This is a genomic window from Oceanibaculum sp. (assembly GCF_022449305.1).
Taxonomy (GTDB): domain Bacteria; phylum Pseudomonadota; class Alphaproteobacteria; order Oceanibaculales; family Oceanibaculaceae; genus Oceanibaculum; species Oceanibaculum indicum.
On the sequence record NZ_JAKUSO010000047.1, the window covers coordinates 1 to 16,704 of the forward strand.

Annotated in this window: 21 protein-coding genes; 11 read left to right on the plus strand and 10 right to left on the minus strand. The window is 64.7% G+C overall.

Translation table 11 applies throughout. The features are described from left to right. The 6 genes from MK313_RS13305 to MK313_RS13330 all read left to right on the plus strand — a co-directional run. Nucleotides 1–192, plus strand: a 192-nt coding sequence (locus MK313_RS13305; protein WP_287782126.1) for a dihydroxy-acid dehydratase, incomplete at its 5' end; no start/stop codon positions are given. Beyond that, on the plus strand, nt 192–962 hold the full coding sequence (locus tag MK313_RS13310) for an HpcH/HpaI aldolase family protein (protein ID WP_008943786.1): 771 nt from the start codon (nt 192–194) through the stop codon (nt 960–962). The genes MK313_RS13305 and MK313_RS13310, both read left to right, overlap by 1 nt. Before the next feature lie 2 nt (nt 963–964). Further along, on the plus strand, nt 965–2,044 hold the full coding sequence (locus tag MK313_RS13315; RefSeq protein WP_287782128.1) for an Ldh family oxidoreductase: 1,080 nt from the start codon (nt 965–967) through the stop codon (nt 2,042–2,044). 81 nt (nt 2,045–2,125) lie between these two features. After that, nucleotides 2,126–3,070, plus strand: coding sequence for a TAXI family TRAP transporter solute-binding subunit (locus MK313_RS13320; RefSeq protein WP_287782129.1), 945 nt, complete (start codon nt 2,126–2,128; stop codon nt 3,068–3,070). A gap of 171 nt (nt 3,071–3,241) precedes the next feature. Beyond that, nucleotides 3,242–5,119, plus strand: coding sequence for a TRAP transporter permease (locus MK313_RS13325; RefSeq protein WP_008943783.1), 1,878 nt, complete (start codon nt 3,242–3,244; stop codon nt 5,117–5,119). 102 nt (nt 5,120–5,221) lie between these two features. Beyond that, complete coding sequence (locus MK313_RS13330; protein ID WP_287782131.1) at nt 5,222–5,680, plus strand: acyl-CoA thioesterase; 459 nt, start codon at nt 5,222–5,224, stop codon at nt 5,678–5,680. A 55-nt stretch (nt 5,681–5,735) separates the two neighbouring features. Here MK313_RS13330 and MK313_RS13335 read toward each other — a convergent pair whose 3' ends face one another. Then, the gene (locus MK313_RS13335) at nt 5,736–6,686 is read right to left on the minus strand and encodes a 2-hydroxyacid dehydrogenase (RefSeq protein ID WP_244922314.1); all 951 of its coding nucleotides are present in this window, start codon (nt 6,684–6,686) and stop codon (nt 5,736–5,738) included. A gap of 87 nt (nt 6,687–6,773) precedes the next feature. On the opposite strand from MK313_RS13335, the gene MK313_RS13340 reads away from it, so the two are divergent. The 3 genes from MK313_RS13340 (at nt 6,774) to MK313_RS13350 (ending at nt 8,557) form a co-directional block, all read left to right on the plus strand. Next, on the plus strand, nt 6,774–7,400 hold the full coding sequence (locus MK313_RS13340; RefSeq protein WP_287782132.1) for a bifunctional 4-hydroxy-2-oxoglutarate aldolase/2-dehydro-3-deoxy-phosphogluconate aldolase: 627 nt from the start codon (nt 6,774–6,776) through the stop codon (nt 7,398–7,400). Nucleotides 7,401–7,469: 69 nt separating this feature from the next. Further along, nucleotides 7,470–8,063 (plus strand): hypothetical protein, encoded by a 594-nt coding sequence (locus tag MK313_RS13345; protein ID WP_287782133.1) that lies wholly within the window; start codon nt 7,470–7,472, stop codon nt 8,061–8,063. A gap of 32 nt (nt 8,064–8,095) precedes the next feature. Beyond that, on the plus strand, nt 8,096–8,557 hold the full coding sequence (locus MK313_RS13350) for a GNAT family N-acetyltransferase (protein WP_287782134.1): 462 nt from the start codon (nt 8,096–8,098) through the stop codon (nt 8,555–8,557). A gap of 8 nt (nt 8,558–8,565) precedes the next feature. Here the strand turns inward: MK313_RS13350 and MK313_RS13355 are convergent, their stop codons facing one another. From MK313_RS13355 to MK313_RS13365, 3 genes are all read right to left on the minus strand, one after another. Further along, nucleotides 8,566–8,997 (minus strand): MarR family winged helix-turn-helix transcriptional regulator, encoded by a 432-nt coding sequence (locus tag MK313_RS13355; RefSeq protein ID WP_008943777.1) that lies wholly within the window; start codon nt 8,995–8,997, stop codon nt 8,566–8,568. Nucleotides 8,998–9,002: 5 nt separating this feature from the next. Then, a complete protein-coding gene (aspS, locus tag MK313_RS13360; RefSeq protein ID WP_287782137.1) occupies nt 9,003–10,775 on the minus strand; it encodes an aspartate--tRNA ligase in 1,773 nt (590 codons plus the stop codon). Nucleotides 10,776–10,894: 119 nt separating this feature from the next. Further along, entirely contained in the window at nt 10,895–11,893 is a 999-nt protein-coding gene (locus MK313_RS13365; RefSeq protein WP_287782139.1) for a M23 family metallopeptidase, read from the minus strand. Between the two features lie 110 nt (nt 11,894–12,003). Here MK313_RS13365 and MK313_RS13370 point away from each other — a divergent pair, with 110 nt between their 5' ends. Further along, nucleotides 12,004–12,240, plus strand: coding sequence for a type II toxin-antitoxin system ParD family antitoxin (locus MK313_RS13370; protein WP_121221772.1), 237 nt, complete (start codon nt 12,004–12,006; stop codon nt 12,238–12,240). Next, the gene (locus MK313_RS13375; protein ID WP_287782140.1) at nt 12,240–12,542 is read left to right on the plus strand and encodes a type II toxin-antitoxin system RelE/ParE family toxin; all 303 of its coding nucleotides are present in this window, start codon (nt 12,240–12,242) and stop codon (nt 12,540–12,542) included. Before MK313_RS13370 ends, MK313_RS13375 begins: the two co-directional genes overlap by 1 nt. On the opposite strand, the gene rfbA is transcribed toward MK313_RS13375, so the two are convergent. From rfbA to rfbC, 6 genes are read right to left on the minus strand one after another with little or no spacing between them, the layout of a single operon-like run. Continuing rightward, nucleotides 12,539–13,405 (minus strand): glucose-1-phosphate thymidylyltransferase RfbA, encoded by an 867-nt coding sequence (rfbA, locus tag MK313_RS13380; protein WP_121221768.1) that lies wholly within the window; start codon nt 13,403–13,405, stop codon nt 12,539–12,541. The two genes, MK313_RS13375 and rfbA, sit on opposite strands and share 4 nt — an antisense overlap. After that, nucleotides 13,402–13,716 carry a type II toxin-antitoxin system RelE/ParE family toxin gene (locus MK313_RS13385; RefSeq protein ID WP_287782142.1) on the minus strand — a complete coding sequence of 105 codons (315 nt, stop codon included), beginning with the start codon at nt 13,714–13,716 and terminating at the stop codon, nt 13,402–13,404. Before MK313_RS13385 ends, rfbA begins: the two co-directional genes overlap by 4 nt. Beyond that, nucleotides 13,716–13,994 carry a type II toxin-antitoxin system ParD family antitoxin gene (locus MK313_RS13390; RefSeq protein ID WP_322098638.1) on the minus strand — a complete coding sequence of 93 codons (279 nt, stop codon included), beginning with the start codon at nt 13,992–13,994 and terminating at the stop codon, nt 13,716–13,718. The genes MK313_RS13385 and MK313_RS13390 overlap by 1 nt, the downstream gene beginning before the upstream one ends. Before the next feature lie 20 nt (nt 13,995–14,014). Then, the gene (gene rfbD, locus MK313_RS13395) at nt 14,015–14,896 is read right to left on the minus strand and encodes a dTDP-4-dehydrorhamnose reductase (RefSeq protein ID WP_287782144.1); all 882 of its coding nucleotides are present in this window, start codon (nt 14,894–14,896) and stop codon (nt 14,015–14,017) included. Then, nucleotides 14,896–15,969 (minus strand): dTDP-glucose 4,6-dehydratase, encoded by a 1,074-nt coding sequence (rfbB, locus tag MK313_RS13400; RefSeq protein WP_287782145.1) that lies wholly within the window; start codon nt 15,967–15,969, stop codon nt 14,896–14,898. Before rfbB ends, rfbD begins: the two co-directional genes overlap by 1 nt. Further along, nucleotides 15,966–16,532: a dTDP-4-dehydrorhamnose 3,5-epimerase gene (rfbC, locus tag MK313_RS13405; protein ID WP_287782162.1), complete on the minus strand. Its 567-nt coding sequence runs from the start codon at nt 16,530–16,532 to the stop codon at nt 15,966–15,968. The genes rfbB and rfbC overlap by 4 nt, the downstream gene beginning before the upstream one ends. Nucleotides 16,533–16,704: the final 172 nt, after the last annotated feature.

The following is a 16,704-nucleotide window of genomic DNA, read 5'->3' on the forward strand; positions in this document are numbered from 1 at the left end:
GGGCGCAAGCTGAACCTACTGGTCTCCGAGGACGAGCTGGCGAAGCGCAAGGCGGCCTGGACGCCGCCCAGGCCGCACTACCAGCGCGGCTATGGCGCGATCTTCCAGAATCACATCACCCAGGCGGACAAGGGCTGCGACTTCGACATTCTCGAAGCCGGCGAACCCACGCCGGAACCGGAGATCCACTGATGGAACTACCCCGCAACGCGTTCAAGAAGAACCTTGCCGAAGGCAAGCTGCAGCTGGGTTTCTGGTCGGCGCTGTGCAGCCCGATCGTCGCCGATATCCTGTCCGAGGCCGGCTATGACTGGCTGGTGCTGGATGCCGAGCATTCGCCGAACGATCCCGTCGATCTGATGCACCAGCTGATGGCGATGGAACATCAGCAGACCACCATGCCGGTGATCCGCGTGCCCTGGAACGACCAGGTGTTCATCAAGCGCGTGCTGGATGTCGGCGCGCGCACCCTGCTGGTGCCAATGATCGAGACTGCCGAGCAGGCCCGCGCCGCGGTCGCCGCCTGCCGCTATCCGCCCGAGGGCATGCGCGGCGTCGCCGGATCCGTGCGCGCCAGCCGCTATGGCCGGATCAAGGACTATCACAAAAAGGCCAATGCCGAGATTTGCCTGCTGCTGCAGGTCGAAACCAAGCCCGGCCTCGACGCGCTGGAGGAAATCGCGGCGGTCGAGGGCGTGGATGGCGTGTTCATCGGCCCGGCCGACCTGTCGGCGGCGCTGGGCTATCTCGGCGACAACCGCAACCCGGCGGTGCGCGAGGCGATCCTCGGCGCGCTGTCCCGGCTGAAAAAGGCCGGCAAGCCGGCCGGCATCCTGGCGCCGGTCGAGGAAGACGCGAAGTTCTGGATCGACCAGGGCTTCGGTTTCGTCGCGCTGGGCAATGACGCGGCGCTACTGGCGCGCCAGGCAGAGGCGCTGTGCGCCCGTTTCAAGGGGAAGTGAGCATGAGTGGGGAAATCACGGTCAAGGCAGATGTCCTGGCCGAGCAGATGACGGCGATCTTCCGGGCCTGGGGCATGGCGGAGGACGCTGTCGGCAAGTGCGTCGAGATCATGCTGGAAGCCGATCTTATGGGCATCGATTCGCACGGCGTGACTATGCTGCCGACTTATGAGCAGCTGTTCAAGGATGGCCGGCTGGAGATGAATCCAGAGGTCAAGGTGGTGAAGGAAACGCCGGTCATGGCGATGATCGATGGCGGCGGCAGCCTTGGCCACTACCCGTCCAGCATCGCCATGGATCTTGCCATCGAGAAGGCCAAGAAGGTCGGTATGGCGGCCGTCACGGTGCGTCACTCCAACCATTACGGGGCGGCCGGCGTCTATGCGCTGCGCGCCGCGCGGCACGGGCTGATCGGCATCTCCACCTCGTCGGTGTGGAATCCGGCCATCGTGCCTACTCGCGCGGCGGAGCCGATGTTCGGCACCAACCCTTTCGCCTTCGCCGCGCCGACGCGCAAGAACCGTCCCTTCCTGCTGGACATGGCGACCAGCACGGTCGCCATCGGCAAGCTGAAGCTGGCCTGGCTGGCTGGCAAGACCCTGCCCGAGGGCTGGGCGCTGACGCCGGAGGGCAAGCCGGAGCTGAATGCCGAGCTGGCGATGGCCACGCGCCTGATGACCCCGCTGGGCGGTTCCGGCACGATGAGCAGCCACAAGGGCTATGGCATGGCGGCCATGGTGGAAATCCTGTCCACCATGCTGGCCGGCGCCACCTATGCGCCGCTGCGCAACCGGCCGGAAGGGCATTACGATATTGGCCATTTCTTCTTCGCCCTCGATCCGCACGCCTTCCGCGACGAGACGGATTTCGAGGACGAACTCGACGCCATGATCGACCGGCTGCACAATGCGCGCCCGGTGGATCCGGCGGAACCCGTGCTGGTTCCCGGCGATCCGGAATTCGATCGCCGGGCCAAGCGCGAACGCGACGGCATCCCCATCGCCGGACCGATGGTGGAGATGCTGGCCGGCATCGCGGAGCGGGCCGGCGCACCCTTCACGCTGGCACGGTTGGCGGCCTGATAGGTTTGTGCGACAATTGATTAGGGATATCATGTGCACGCATGGTATTTTTAGAACACTACTTCAATCGGGAGGATAACAATGAGCTTTAAAGTGAAGACGTCTCTTCTGGCTGCGGGCATGGGTGTCGCCCTGCTGGCGTCCGCCGGTGCGCAGGCCCAGACCGTTAAGCTGATGACTGGCCCGCAGGGCGGTTCCTGGTATCCGCTGGGCGGCGCCATCGCGAACTTCGCCGGCAAGGACGGCATGAAGGTGATGGTCCTGCCGGGTGCGGGTATCGCCAATGTGAAGGCCGTGCAGGCCGGCAAGGCCGACATGGGCTTCGCCAACTCGATCTCGACCGTGGACGGTGTCGCCGGCCGCGCGCCGTTCGAGGAGAAGGCGACGAACGTCTGTAACGTCGCGACGCTGTATCCGCAGTATTTCCAGATCGTTGCAAACGCCGACGCCGGCATCAACTCGATTGCCGACCTGAAGGGCAAGGCAATCGCCGTGCAGCCAAAGGGCAACACCGCCGAGTTCATCAGCCAGCAGATCCTCGGCGTCTATGGCCTGAAGTACGAGGATATGAGCAAGGTCAGCTACGTGTCCTACACCGACGCCGTGTCACTGATGAAGGACAACAACGCCCAGGCCTTCACGCTGGGCACCACGGTCCCCGCCTCGGCCATCATGGACCTGGCCTCGGCCCGCGACATCAAGCTGGTCAGCGTCGGCGACGACAAGTTCGCCGAGATGCGCGCCCTTAACCCCGGCTACACCAAGCTGAACATCAAGGCCGGTTCCTATCCGAAGCAGGACAAGGACGTTCAGGCCGTCGGCTATGCCACCCATGTGATCGCGCGCTGCGACCTGGATGAGGACGTCGTCTACAAGATGACCAAGGGCCTGGCGGAGAACAACGAAGACCTGACCTCCATCGTCCGCGTGATGAAGGACACCGATATCAAGGTCATGTCGACCGATACCGGCGTTCCGATGCACAAGGGCGCCGAGAAGTTCTACAAGGAAAAGGGCGTGATGTAATCCATCGCCCGTTTACCGCGTAAAGCCCGCCATTTCCTTCCACGGAAGTGGCGGGCTTTTCCCTATAACCTCAACCGCGCGGCAAAGACGCGGATCGCGACGCCCCGACCGGGCGGTCATCAAAGCCCTTGACGACGTAAAATCGTGGCGTCCTGGGGGAGAGCCCAAACAATGTTCCTTCCTGTTTCCCTGACCCGCTGGATCATAACTCTGGTGGCCGTCAGCATGTCCGCGTTCCACCTTTACATCGCTTTCTTCGGCTCGCCGGACGCCTATGTAATGCGCGGCATGCACCTGGCCTTCGCGCTGGTGCTTGCCTTCCTGATCCTGCCGGGCTGGAAAGGCACGGCGGACCGCCCAAGCCTGATCGACATTGCGCTGCTGCTGGCAGCCGCAGCCTGCGCGATCTATCCGATGGCGAACCTGAACTACATCGTCAACCGGATGTACTATGTCGATGATCCGGTCATGCTGGACTACATCTTCGGCATCGGCCTGATCCTGCTGGTTATGGAGGCGACGCGCCGCGCCACCGGCTGGGCGCTGCCGATCACCGCAAGCGCCTTCCTGCTGTACGGGCTGACTGCCGGCGGCCAGTCGGTCGGGATCATGCTGGATCAGCTGTATCTGACGACCGAGGGCATCTTCGGCATCCCGCTCTACGTCTCGGCGACCTATGTGATGCTGTTCATCCTGTTCGGCTCCTTCGTGGAGAAGAGCGGCGCCGGACAGCTGTTCATGGATTTCGCGCTGGCCCTGGCCGGCCACACCGCCGGCGGCCCCGCCAAGGTCGCCGTCATCACCAGCAGCCTGTTCGGCACCGTGTCGGGCAGCGCTGTCGCCAACGTTATGACCACCGGCACCTTCACCATCCCGCTGATGAAGCGCACCGGCTACCGCCCGGCCTTCTCCGGCGCGGTCGAAGCTGTCGCCTCCACCGGCGGCCAGCTGATGCCCCCGATCATGGGCGCGGCCGCCTTCGTGATGGCGGAGTTTCTGGGCACCTCCTACCTGGCTGTCGCCGCCTTCGCGATCCTGCCAGCCGTGCTGTACTACGTCGCGGTCTTCGTGGCCGTGCATTTCGAAGCGAAGCGCGTCGGCATGGTTGGCCTGCCGAAGCCTGACCTGCCCCGCCTGGGCAAGGTCCTGAGCGAGCGTGGCCACCTGTTCCTGCCGCTGTTCATCATTGTCGGCGTGCTGCTGGCCGGCTACAGCGCCGCCTTCGCCGCGCTGTGCGGCATCGGCTCGGTCATTCCGACCACCTGGCTGCGTGCCAGCACCCGCAGGACCTTCACCCCGATGGTGATCCTGGACGCGCTGGAATCGGGTGCCCGCAACACCCTCGTGGTGGCGCTGGCCTGTGCCTGCGCCGGCATTGTCATCGGCACCATCACCCTGACCGGCCTTGGCCTGGACTTCACCGGCATCGTGCTGGCGATCTCCCAGAACTCGCTGATCATGGCGCTGTTCCTGACCATGGTCGCGGGCATCATCCTGGGCATGGGCCTGCCGACAACCCCGGCCTACATCGTGCAGGTAGCCCTGCTGGTGCCGGCGCTGGTGAAGCTGGGCGTGCAAGTGGAGGCGGCGCATCTGTTCGTGCTGTACTTCGCCGTGCTGTCGGCCATCACCCCGCCGGTGGCGATGGCAGTCTATGCCGCCAACGGCATTTCCCGCGCGGGTCTGGTGGAAAGCAGCTGGGCGGCCGTGAAGCTGGGCCTGACGGGCTATATCATCCCGTTCATGTTCGTCTTCGGCCCGTCCCTGTTGCTGATCGGCGACTGGGACCGCATCCTGCAAACCGTTGTCACCGCCACCGTCGGCGTCGTCTGTCTGGCCGGCGGCCTGCACAGCTACTTCTTCTGGGGCCGTGCGCGGATCTGGGAGCGGGTAATGCTGATCGCCGCGGCGTTCGTGCTGATCAAGCCGGGCCTGCTGACCGATCTGGTCGGCGCTGGCCTGGTTGCGCTGACCATTGCCAGCCAGATCCTGCTGCGTCCCTCGGAGCCGCAGCCGGTTCCGGCCTCGGAGCGCTCCGACGGGAACTAAGGGCGTAAACTAGACCAAACAAGAAGCCGGCCGGCGCTCGACAGCCCGGCCGGTTTCGCGTTAAGGGATTGCCGCTTCAGTACAGACGATGGATACCCAGCCATGACCGACCCGTTCGCCGAATTCGGCATCGACCTCGCCGATCCGGCCGCCTATGCCTTCTGGAACGAGGAGAATGTCCGCTTCTCCGATGTCGATATGCTGGGGCATGTGAACAATGTCAGCTATGCTGCCTATTGCGAATCGGGCCGCGTGCACATGATCCGCGAGGTGGCGACGCGCTGTGGCGTGAAGAACGCCTGGGTCCTGGGCCGGCTGACCATCGACTATGGTGCGGAAGTCACCTTCCCCGCCGTCATGCGCATCGGCACGCGCGCGGTGAAGGTGGGCACCAAGTCGGTGACGATGGGCCAGGGCCTGTTCGTGGACGGTCGCTGTGTCGCCCGCTCGCTGGCGGCTGTCATCGCCTTCGATCTGGAAACCCGCAAGACCATCGCCGTACCGGAACCGGTGAAGCAGGCCATGCTGGCGCTAAGCCCGCAACCGACTGTCGCGGTATAGAACAAGAAAACCCCCGCCACATCGGCGGGGGTTTTGTCTTTCGGATATCAGCCGCTCAGCCCTTTGTCTCGGGAACCTCGGTCAGCAGCGGCTTGCCGGCGAAATGCGCCTTGATGTTGTCGATCATCAGCTGGCCCATAGCGGTGCGCGTCGCGTGGGTGGCGCTGCCAACATGCGGCTGCAGCACGACATTCTCCGTCATCTCGATAAGCGCCTGCGGCACCTGCGGCTCCTTCTCGAACACGTCGAGGCCGGCGCCACCCAGCTTGCCCGACTTCAGCAGCTCGATCATCGCCTGCTCGTCCACCACCGTGCCGCGCGCGACATTGATGAGGATGCCGGTCGGACCCAGTGCCTCCATCACCTCACGGCTGATCAGCTTCGAGGTTTCCGCACCGCCGGGGATGATGACCATCAGCACGTCCACATCGCGCGCCATGTCCACCAGGTTCGGATAGTACTTGTAGGGCACATCCTTCTTCGAGCGGTTGTGATAGACGATGTTCATCTTGAAGGCTGTGGCCCGGTCGGCGATGGCCTGGCCGATGCGGCCCAGACCGACGATGCCCATAGTCTTGCCGGTGATGTTGGTGGTCAGCGGCATCGCCCCTTTCAGCCACTTACCCTCGCGCACGAAGCGATCACCGACGACCAGCTGACGCGCCGTGCACAGCAACAGCCCCATGGCGGTGTCCGCCACCTCATCATTCAGCACGTCGGGCGAGTTGGTGGCGCGGATGCCGTGCTGCTTGCAGTACTGCACATCGATCGTGTCGTAGCCGACGCCGAAATTGGCGACCAGCTCCAGCTTCGGGAACTTCGCCAGGAAATCCGCATTGCAGCCATAGCCGCCGGCGATCACGCGCAGCGTCGGCGCCAGCTCGGCGACCATCTTGTCGGGATCGGGGGCCAGCCAGAGCTTGTGGAGGTTGAACTCCTCCTCCAGCGTCTTCACGGTGCCGGGATAGACGGCACGGGTCAGCAATACATCGGGTTTGTTGCTCACGAATTTTCCTCCGCTTGTTCGGGAATTTGGCAATATGGTTGCGATTTATAGCGGAGATCGCAATCGCCGTCGCGGAAAGGTGCCCTGATGTCCCTGCAAAAGATACTCGGCCAGGTGCCGGTCATCCCTGTGCTGGCAATCCGCGATACGGCGCAGGCGGTGCCGCTGGCCCGCGCGCTGGCGGAGGGCGGCCTCACCATCCTGGAGGTCACGCTGCGCACGCCGGTGGCGCTGGAAGCGCTGCGGCTGATCCGTGAGGCTATGCCGGATATCATGCTGGGAGTTGGCACCGTCCTGCAGCCGGAGGATATGGATCGCGCGGCCAATGCCGGCGCCACCTTTGCCGTCAGCCCGGGCCTGACCAAGACACTGGCCGATGCCGGCCGCTATAGCGGTATCCCGCTGCTGCCGGGCGTGGCCACCGTCTCGGAGATGATGCTGGCGCGCGAACTGGGCTACCGCTCGCTGAAATTCTTCCCGGCCGGGCCGATGGGCGGACCGGCGGCACTGAAGGCCATCGCGCCGGTCATGCCGGACCTCGCCTTCTGCCCGACCGGCGGCGTGACGGCGGAGAACATGGCCGACTATCTGGCCCTGCCGAACGTGTTCTGCGTCGGCGGGTCGTGGGTGGCCCCCGACGCGCTGGTGCAGGCTGGCGACTGGAAAGGCATCACCACCCTGGCCCGCAAGGCGGTCAGCGCCGCCGGGCGGTGATACGCGCTTGGCCTCGCCGGAATCGATGCCCATATCCTTAAGACCTATTGATTACAGAGGCCTTTTCCCATGCCTGCTTTCCGGCGCCCCCACCGCCGCATCGCCCTGCCGGCCCTGACCGTCCTGCTTGCCGCCTTCGTGCTGGCCGCCTGCACCGGCCCCGGCAGTGTCCGCACGGTGCGTGGCGGGATGAGTGACCCCGGCCCCTTCGTGCGCGACCATCTGCAATATGCGGGGCGTGAAGGCCCGGTGCTGGTCGAGGTGCCCGTCGGCGCCATGGGGCTGCCCGGGCCGCAGCTTGCGCCGCGCGTCGCCGACATCATCAGCGGAACGGTCTTCGGCATGACGACGCAGTTCACCGCCGACCGTGCGGCGGTGCAGGAGCCGAACTGGCGCATCATCTTCCTGTTCAACAACGCGCTGAACCTGCGCGCGGACGAGGTCTGCGCGGGCGAGACGCGGCAGAACGCGGAAAGGCCGAGCATGAACACCCTGGCCGTGTTCTGCCACCGCGACAGGATGTACGCATCGGTCAGCGGCTATGCCCAGAATTTTGGAGGTGTCGACGATCCTGCCTTTCGCGCTTACGCGCGGCAGCTCGTCGACGAGCTGTTTCCCCGCAACTCGGATGAGATGCTTCGGCTTGGCGGCTGGGATGATTAGGGGCTGTGACCGCTGGTGATGAGGACGTAAATATGAAGGCGCAGGCAATTCTCCGCCCGCTGACCGAAGGGGACCGCCCGATCTGGCAATCGCTCTGGGATGGCTATTGTGCCTTCTACAAGGTGACGTTGCCGGCCCCGGTCATTGACGGGCTGTGGGAGAAGCTGACCGGCGGCGATCCGGCGATCCACGGCATGCTGGCGGAGAGTGCGGAAACCGGCGAAGCGCTGGGGCTGATGCATTATGTACTGCATCCGCACACCTGGAGCCTGAAGACAGTCTGCTATCTGGAGGATCTGTTCGTGACCGAGGCGGCACGCGGCCAGGGTGTCGGCCGGGCGCTCATCGAATGGCTGGCCGACCGGGGGCGTGACGAAGGCTGGTTCCGGCTCTACTGGCACACGGACGAGGATAACGAGACCGCCCGGCTGCTCTATGACCGGGTGGCAGGCCCCGCCACCATGGTGCGCTACGCCATTCCCCTGACGAAATAGGGCGGGCCTCAGCTCAGCCGGCGCAGCATCGACAGGAAGGTTTCGCGCTCAGTCTCGGAGAGCGGTGCCAGCGTGTCCTGGCTGATACCGAAGGCGGCACCGTAGAGCCCGTCCACCAGCCTTTCGCCGGCCTCCGTCAGCCGCAGCACGGCACGGCGGCGGTCATCGGGGTCGGCCTGCCGGCAGACCAGCTTGCGCGCGATCAGCCGGCGCGAGACACCCTGGATCGTCGCCGGGTCCATCGCCGTCAGCCGGCCCAGATGGTTCTGCGAGAGGCTGCCCTCTTCGCGCAGCTTGGCAAGGGCGGCCCACTGCGTCGGCGTGACCTGATGTTCCTGCATGGCGGCCAGGAAGATCGCCGTCGCCCGCTGATGTGCCCGGCGGAGCAGATGCCCCACCTGAGCCTCCAGCGCGTAGCCAGCCTCCCCCGGTTCCGCCATCCGCCTCAGTTCTTCTTCTCGGGCGGCAGCACCGAACGGATGTGCAGCTCGCGCAGCTGTTCCGGCGTCACCTCGCTGGGGGCGCCCATCAGCAGATCTTCCGCCTTCTGGTTCATCGGGAACAGGATGACCTCGCGGATGTTCGGCTCGTCAGCCAGCAGCATGACGATGCGGTCGATGCCCGGCGCAATGCCACCGTGCGGCGGGGCGCCATAATGGAAGGCGTTCCACAGGGCGGGGAACTTCGCTTCCACCACCGCTTCGGAATAGCCGGCGATCTCGAACGCCTTCTTCATGATGTCCGGGCGATGGTTCCGGATGGCGCCGCTCGACAGCTCCACGCCGTTGCACACCACGTCATACTGGTAGGCCAGGATATCCAGCGGGTCCATGGTCTCCAGCGCCTCCTTGCCGCCCTGCGGCATGGAGAAGGGGTTGTGCGAGAACTCGATCTTGCCGGTTTCCTCGTCCAGTTCGAACATCGGGAAATCGACGATCCAGCACAGCCGGAACACATTCTTTTCCAGCATGTCGAGGTCCTGGCCCAGCTTGGTGCGGGCCTGGCCGGCGAGTTGTGCCGCCTTCAGCGGCTTGTCGCAGGCGAAGAACACCGCATCGCCATCGCCAAGGCCGGTGCGCTGCTTCAGGTCGGCCAGCTTCTCCGGCGACAGGAACTTGGCGATCGGGCCGCGCCCCTCGCCCTCGGCGAACATGATGTAGCCCATGCCCGGCGCGCCCATGCCCTGCGCCCAGCTGTTCATGCGGTCGCAGATCGCGCGGCTGCCGCAGTTCGGCCCCGGAATGGCGCGCACAACGGCGCCCTTCTCGATGTTCTTGCGGAACACGGTGAAGTCGGTGTCGGCGAAGATGTCGGTCACGTCGCTGATGATCAGCGGGTTGCGCAGGTCCGGCTTGTCGGAGCCATATTTCAGCAGCGCCTCGGCAAACGGGATGCGCGGGAACTGGTCCGGCACGCTCCAGTCGGAGAATTCGCGGAACACGCCGGCCAGCACTGGCTCGACCGCTGCGAACACATCCTCCTGCTCGACGAAGCTCATCTCAAGGTCGAGCTGGTAGAACTCGCCGGGGCTGCGGTCGGCGCGGCTGTCCTCGTCGCGGAAGCAGGGCGCGATCTGGAAATAACGGTCGAAGCCGGAGATCATCACCAGCTGCTTGAACTGCTGCGGCGCCTGCGGCAGGGCGTAGAACTTACCCGGATGCAGGCGGCTGGGCACCAGGAAGTCGCGCGCGCCCTCCGGCGAGGAGGCGGTCAGGATCGGCGTCTGGAATTCGGTGAAGCCCTGAGCCACCATCCGGTTGCGGATCGAGGAAATGACCCGGGAGCGCAGCAGGATGTTCTGGTGGATGCGCTCGCGCCGCAGATCGAGGAAGCGGTAGCGCAGGCGGGTTTCCTCACCGGCATCCTCATCGCCCGCCACCTGCAGCGGCAGCACATCGGCGGCCGATTCCACCTCGAAGCTATCGACGCGGACCTCGATATCGCCCGTCGGCAGCTTTGAATTCACCGTCTCCGCATCGCGGCTGACGACGTGGCCGGTGACGATGACCACGCTTTCCGGACGGACCGTTTCCACACTCTTGAAAACCGGCGATTCGGTATCGACCACGCACTGGGTGATGCCGTAATGATCGCGCAGATCGACGAAGACGAGCTGTCCGTGGTCCCGCTTGCGATGCACCCAGCCGGACAGGCGGACGGTCTCGCCGACATTCTCGGCACGAAGCTGGGCGCAGGTATGGGTTCGATAGCGATGCATGGCGTCTTCCGGGGCATACGATGTCCGAAGGGCGGACCCTAGACCATTCCGGGCCAGCCTGAAAGCGCGGGGAGTATGCACTTCGCCCGCCGCTAATCAACATCGAAGTGGGTGGAGCGCTACCGCACCGTGAAGCTGTAGCGGATTTCACGCTTGCCAGCACCCAGCCCGTCCTTGCGTTCGACACTGGCGCGGCCGGCATAGGTGCCCTTTGGCCAGGGCTGCTGCCCGCGCTTCTTGCCGATGAACAGGAACTGGCGGACCTTCGCCGCTGGCATGGTCTCGCTGGCGCTGGCCATTTCCTCACCGCCCGGACCGGTCAGGGTCATGCGCAATATGTCGCCCGGTGCCAGCCCGTTGAATTCCGCCCAAAGCACGATGGCCTCGGCGGTCTCCGGCATGGTGTCCGCCGGGAACTGGCCCTTCAGCACCTCGTCATATTTCGGGGCGCGGGGGGCGACGCCGATGGCATAGGGTGCCGGCCCGTAGGCCAGCGCCTGCTGCGCGGCGGCATCCCAGAGCGGTTTGTCGCCAGGGCCGCAGGCCGGCCCGCCCTCCAGACCGCGGAACGGATCGACCGTCTTGCCATCCTTGCGCAGGATGAATTCGAGATGCGCGAAATCGGTGGAGCCGGACAGCCCAACTTCCCCCAGCCGCGCGCCCTTCTCGACCTTCTGGCCGGCACGGACCGCAACCGAGCCCTTGCGCAGATGGCAATATTGCGTCTGCCAGCCACCGGCATGCTCGATCAGCACGCCATTGCCGCATTCGCGGTCCTTTACCGCCTCCTTGCCGATCTCGGAGACCAGCGCATCCTGCATGCCGTCGCGCACGCCCTTCACGATGCCAGGGGCGGCGGCGAACACCGGCACACCGCGTGCAATTTCCGCCAGGCCGGCAAGGGCGATATCGGTGCCGTCATGCCCGTCATAAGCCAGCTTGCCGCAGGCATAATCCATACGGTCGGGGCCGGGATCGACATCGGGCAGCTGGAAGACCCAGCAATCCTTGCGAAGCTCGCAGCCGATGGGCAGCGACAGGGAGATATCCTGCGCCGCCAGGGGGGCGGACAGAAAGAGCAGGAAAAAGGCAGGGATGAAGCGCATCATTTTCAGCATGTCGGATCGCAGGGCGGCAAGATCAACCGCAGGAACGAGAGCGTTTGCATCCTATCGGAAAATTAGCATATGATCGTTATGTCAAATATTGACATAACGGGAGAGAGCGCATGACCACCAATGTCAGCCTGACGCAGGAGCTGGAGGATTTCACCCGGCAGTGTGTAGATAGCGGCCGGTTCGGCAGCGTCAGCGAGGTCGTCCGTCATGCGCTCCGGCTGATGCAGGAACAGGAGGGACGCAAGGCCGCCTTCCTCTCCGCCCTGAAGGAGGCGCGGGCTGGCGAGGCACGGGAACTCGATCTGGTCCTGCGTCAGGCCGATACCATCATCGACGGCAGACGCTGATGATGGAGGCCTGCTTCACCCCGGCGGCGGCACGGGATGTCCGCGCCGCAATCGCCAGTATAACCGCCGAGAGCCCGGCCACGGCGCGCGCCTTGCGCAACAGCATCAAGACGGCAGGGCGCCGCATCGGCACCGATCCGGACTCCGGCCTTGAAAGCCTCGCGCTCGCCGATCCGCCGATCCGCTTCCTGATCCTGACCGGCTTTCCCTATGTGCTGGTCTATGATGCGGCAGCCCGCCCGGCGCTGATCCTGCGCATGCTGCATGGCGCCAGCGACCTGCCGGAACTGTTCGTCGTCTAGTCGGTCAACACCCGCAGCAGGTATTCGCCATAGCCGCTCTTCGCCAGCGGCTGCGCCAGCCGCTCCAGCTGGGCTGCATCGATGAAACCGAGCCGGTAGGCGATCTCTTCCGGGCAGGCGATCTTCAGGCTCTGGCGCGCCTCGACCGTGCGCACGAATTCGCCGGCCTGGATCAGGGAATCGTGGGTGCCGGTATCCAGCCAGGCGAAACCCCGGCCCATCTGCTCGACATTCAGGTCGCCGCGTTCCAGATAGACGCGGTTCACATCGGTGATCTCCAGCTCGCCTCGCGCCGACGGTTTGATCGACTTGGCGATCTCCACCACGTCATTGTCGTAGAAATACAGGCCCGTGACCGCCCAGCGCGAGCGCGGCTGCTTCGGCTTCTCCTCAATGGTCAGCGCCTTGTTATCGGCGTCGAACTCGACCACCCCATAGCGTTCCGGATCGCTGACCAGATAGGCGAAGACCGTCGCCCCGCTGTCGCGCGCGGCGGCACGGCGCAACCGGTCGGTCAGCCCGTCGCCGTAGAAAATGTTATCCCCCAGCACCAGCGCGCAGGCATCGCCGCCGATGAAGTCCTCTCCCAGGATGAAGGCCTGCGCCAGCCCGTCCGGGGAGGGCTGCACGACATAGGAGAGGTTCAGCCCCCATTGCGACCCGTCGCCGAGCTGGGCCTGGAACAGCGGCTGGTCCTGTGGCGTGGTGATGATGAGGATGTCCCGGATGCCGGCCAGCATCAGCGCCGACAGCGGGTAATAGATCATCGGCTTGTCATAGACCGGCAGCAGCTGCTTGGAGACGGTCTGGGTCAGCGGATAGAGCCGGGTGCCCGACCCGCCGGCCAGAATGATGCCCTTCATGATTTTTCTTCTTCCTCTGCCGGTTCGATCCGGCGTTGAACATCCATGGCGTGGTGCAGCATACGGATAATCTCCACCGCATCCGATGCCAGCCGATAGAAAACGATATGACGGCCTGCCGTCAAACTGCGGGTTCCGGGCCGGATATCCTCACGCACCGGACCCAGTTCGGGATTTTCCAGTAAGGCCTTCAGCCGCTCCTTGATCTGCCCGAGATAGCGCTGCCGGGCCGCCTTGCCCCATCGCTGTTCGGTATAGCGCGCGATTTCATCAATGTCGTGCGCGGCTTCGCGTGACAGGCGCAGCCGCATCAGCGTGCCGCGAAATAGGCATCCAGCGAATCTGCGTCGTCCAGGGCAACAAAACGGCCCGCTTCCAGATCAGCCTCACCTTTTGCAATTTCCTCGCGCAGCCGGTCCAGCTTGAGACGTCGAACCTCATCCTGCTGCTGCATCAGGCGCAGCGCCTCGCGAATAACCTCGCTGGCATTGTTGTACAGCCCGCTTTCGACCTTCTCGCGGACCATGGTTTCAAGCTTTGCGGTCAAAGACACATGCATGGCACGCCCTCCTTCACTTCGACAAAGCATGAGAGTGGCGACAAACTTTGTCAAAGCCTGGATGAGGCCAGTATCTCCCGCAGCACCTCTTCCAGTGCTGTACGCCAGGGCCGGCGCGGTGGCGCGAAGGCTGCCATCACCTTGCTGCAGTCCAGCGCGGAATTAGCCGGGCGCTGCGCCTGCGTCGGATAGGCGCTGGTCGGGATCGCCTCGACTGTCGGGCGCTTGCCCAGCGCCGGCTGTGCCAGATCGAAGATCGCTTCGGCGAAGCCGTGCCAGCTGGTCACGTCCTCGGCGGTGTAGTGATAGGTGCCATAGGCGGTGGAGCCGGCCAGCAGCTTCTGGGAAATTGCCAGGATCGCCGCCGCGATATCGCCGGCCGCCGTCGGTGCGCCATGCTGGTCGGCAACCACGCGCAGGGCATCGCGCTCCGTGCCCAGGCGCAGCATGGTCTTCACGAAATTGCGGCCGTGCGCGGCATAGACCCAGCTGGTGCGCAGGATGACATGGCGCTCCAGCTCCTTGCGGACGGCGCGCTCGCCCAGCTCCTTGCTGGCGCCATAGACGCCGAGCGGCGCGACCGGATCGCTCTCGACATAGGCGTCCGCCTTGCTGCCATCGAACACATAGTCGGTGGAGACATGGATCATCGGGATGCCGGCCTCACGGCAGGCGGCGGCCAGCAGGCCCGGCGCCTCGGCATTGATCTGGTAGGCGATGTCCGCCTCTTCCTCGGCCTTGTCCACGGCGGTATAGGCGGCCGCATTCACCAGCAGGTCGGTACCCTCGACAAGGCGCTGAATGGCAGCGGGGTCGCGGATATCCGCCTCGGTCCGGGTAAAGCCCTGGATCGTCCAGCCCGCCGGCAGGGGCAGCCGCAGCAGTTCCGTGCCGAGCTGGCCATTCGCACCGGTGACGACGATCCGCGCCATCAGCCGGCGCCCGAAGCCTGGCCGAGGCGCTGCCCCTGATAGGTGCCTTCCAGCACCGGCCGCCACCAGCCCTCATTGGCGAGGTACCAGTCCACCGTGCGGGCGAGGCCGCTCTCGAACGTCTCGGCCGGCGTCCAGCCCAGCTCGCGCTCGATCTTCGTGCAGTCGATGGCGTAGCGCTTGTCGTGGCCCGGCCGGTCGGCGACGAAGCTCTTCAAGCCATTATGCGGGCGATGCGTCGACTCCGGCAGCCGCGCGTCCAGCAGCGCGCACAGCGCATCCACCACCTCAAGGTTCGTGCGCTCGCACTTGCCGCCGATATTGTAGCTTTCGCCGACCGCACCGCGTTCCAGCACCAGCCGCAAGGCGGTCGCGTGATCCTCGACATAGAGCCAGTCGCGCACATTGTCGCCCTTGCCATAGATCGGCAGCTTCTCGCCCCGCATCGCCTTCAAGATCATCAGCGGGATCAGCTTCTCGGGAAACTGATAGGGGCCGTAATTGTTCGAGCAGTTGCTCATCACGACCGGCAGGCCATAGGTCTCGTGCCAGGCGCGCACCAGATGGTCCGCCGAGGCCTTGCTGGCGGAATAGGGTGAGTTCGGCTGATAGCGGGAGGTTTCGGTGAACAGCCCCTCCTTGCCCAGGCTGCCGAACACCTCGTCGGTGGAGACGTGATGGAAGCGGAAATCCCGCTTACCCGCCTCGTCCAACCCGCGCCAGTGGGTCAGCGCCGCATCGAGCAGCGCGTAGGTGCCGACAATATTGGTTTCGATGAAGGCCGCCGGCCCGTCAATGGAACGGTCCACATGGCTTTCGGCGGCCAGATGCATAATAGAGGTAGGCTTGTAGGCCGCGAAGATCCGCGCCATAGCCGCGCGGTCGCAGATATCCGCCTGCTCGAAGAGGTAGTTGTTGGCACCTGCCACCGGATCAAGCGAGGCAAGGTTGGCGGCATAGGTCAGCTTGTCGATGTTGACGACGCGCCATTTGCCCTCGGCCACCGCCTGCCGCACCACGGCGGAGCCGATGAAACCGGCCCCGCCTGTCACCAGAAGCGTCGGCTGACTCATGCGGTCTCCATCGTGAAAGGGGCAGGGATATCGGCAAGGGCAGGCAGGGCAGCATCCTTGCCGGACAGCACCGGCGCACGGCCCTCCAGCGGCCAGTCAACCGCAATTGCAGGATCGTTCCAGGCGATACCCCGGTCATGGTCTGGCGCATAGGGCGCATCGACCTTGTACTGCACCTCGGTATCGGGCAGCAGCGTGACGAAGCCATGCGCGAAGCCCTTGGGGACATACATTTGCGCCCAGTTCTCCGCACTCAGCTCCGCCCCCACCCATTTGCCGTAGGTGGGCGAGCCCGTGCGGATATCCACCGCCACATCGAAGATCGCGCCCCGGCTGACGCGCACCAGCTTGGCCTGCGCGAAAGGTGGAATCTGAAAATGCAGGCCGCGCAGCGTGCCCACGGTCGCCGACAGTGAATGATTGTCCTGCACGAAATCCGCCTCGATACCGGCCTCGGCAAAGGCGGCGCGGTTCCAGGTTTCGGAGAAGAAACCGCGATTGTCGCCAAAGCGGCGGGGCGTGATCAGCTTCACATCCGGGATGTCCAGGCTGACGATTTCCATGCGAAGCGGCCCTTCCGGCTGGCGGTCGATCTTCATGCTCGGCGGCGGCTCATACCATGCTGAAACCGTCCCCGGCAAGCACCCACATATAGACAGATGATTGACTATTGTCTTTTGTCAGAAAGTCACGCAACATACTTAAGCGTACACCGACGACGGGCGGTCCTGCCCG

Bases quoted from the DNA above. Each gene is read 5' to 3' on its own strand.
- MK313_RS13340 (WP_287782132.1), top strand. From the start codon at position 6,774: ATGTCCCTGCAAAAGATACTCGGCCAGGTGCCGGTCATCCCTGTGCTG.
- MK313_RS13330 (WP_287782131.1), top strand. From the start codon at position 5,222: ATGACCGACCCGTTCGCCGAATTCGGCATCGACCTCGCCGATCCGGCC.
- MK313_RS13325 (WP_008943783.1), top strand. From the start codon at position 3,242: ATGTTCCTTCCTGTTTCCCTGACCCGCTGGATCATAACTCTGGTGGCC.
- MK313_RS13315 (WP_287782128.1), top strand. From the start codon at position 965: ATGAGTGGGGAAATCACGGTCAAGGCAGATGTCCTGGCCGAGCAGATG.
- rfbC (WP_287782162.1), bottom strand. From the start codon at position 16,532: ATGGAAATCGTCAGCCTGGACATCCCGGATGTGAAGCTGATCACGCCC.
- MK313_RS13355 (WP_008943777.1), bottom strand. From the start codon at position 8,997: ATGGCGGAACCGGGGGAGGCTGGCTACGCGCTGGAGGCTCAGGTGGGG.
- MK313_RS13390 (WP_322098638.1), bottom strand. From the start codon at position 13,994: ATGCTTTGTCGAAGTGAAGGAGGGCGTGCCATGCATGTGTCTTTGACC.
- MK313_RS13365 (WP_287782139.1), bottom strand. From the start codon at position 11,893: ATGCTGAAAATGATGCGCTTCATCCCTGCCTTTTTCCTGCTCTTTCTG.
- aspS (WP_287782137.1), bottom strand. From the start codon at position 10,775: ATGCATCGCTATCGAACCCATACCTGCGCCCAGCTTCGTGCCGAGAAT.
- MK313_RS13370 (WP_121221772.1), top strand. From the start codon at position 12,004: ATGACCACCAATGTCAGCCTGACGCAGGAGCTGGAGGATTTCACCCGG.
- rfbA (WP_121221768.1), bottom strand. From the start codon at position 13,405: ATGAAGGGCATCATTCTGGCCGGCGGGTCGGGCACCCGGCTCTATCCG.
- rfbB (WP_287782145.1), bottom strand. From the start codon at position 15,969: ATGAGTCAGCCGACGCTTCTGGTGACAGGCGGGGCCGGTTTCATCGGC.
- MK313_RS13310 (WP_008943786.1), top strand. From the start codon at position 192: ATGGAACTACCCCGCAACGCGTTCAAGAAGAACCTTGCCGAAGGCAAG.
- MK313_RS13345 (WP_287782133.1), top strand. From the start codon at position 7,470: ATGCCTGCTTTCCGGCGCCCCCACCGCCGCATCGCCCTGCCGGCCCTG.
- rfbD (WP_287782144.1), bottom strand. From the start codon at position 14,896: ATGGCGCGGATCGTCGTCACCGGTGCGAATGGCCAGCTCGGCACGGAA.
- MK313_RS13350 (WP_287782134.1), top strand. From the start codon at position 8,096: ATGAAGGCGCAGGCAATTCTCCGCCCGCTGACCGAAGGGGACCGCCCG.
- MK313_RS13375 (WP_287782140.1), top strand. From the start codon at position 12,240: ATGATGGAGGCCTGCTTCACCCCGGCGGCGGCACGGGATGTCCGCGCC.
- MK313_RS13320 (WP_287782129.1), top strand. From the start codon at position 2,126: ATGAGCTTTAAAGTGAAGACGTCTCTTCTGGCTGCGGGCATGGGTGTC.
- MK313_RS13385 (WP_287782142.1), bottom strand. From the start codon at position 13,716: ATGCGGCTGCGCCTGTCACGCGAAGCCGCGCACGACATTGATGAAATC.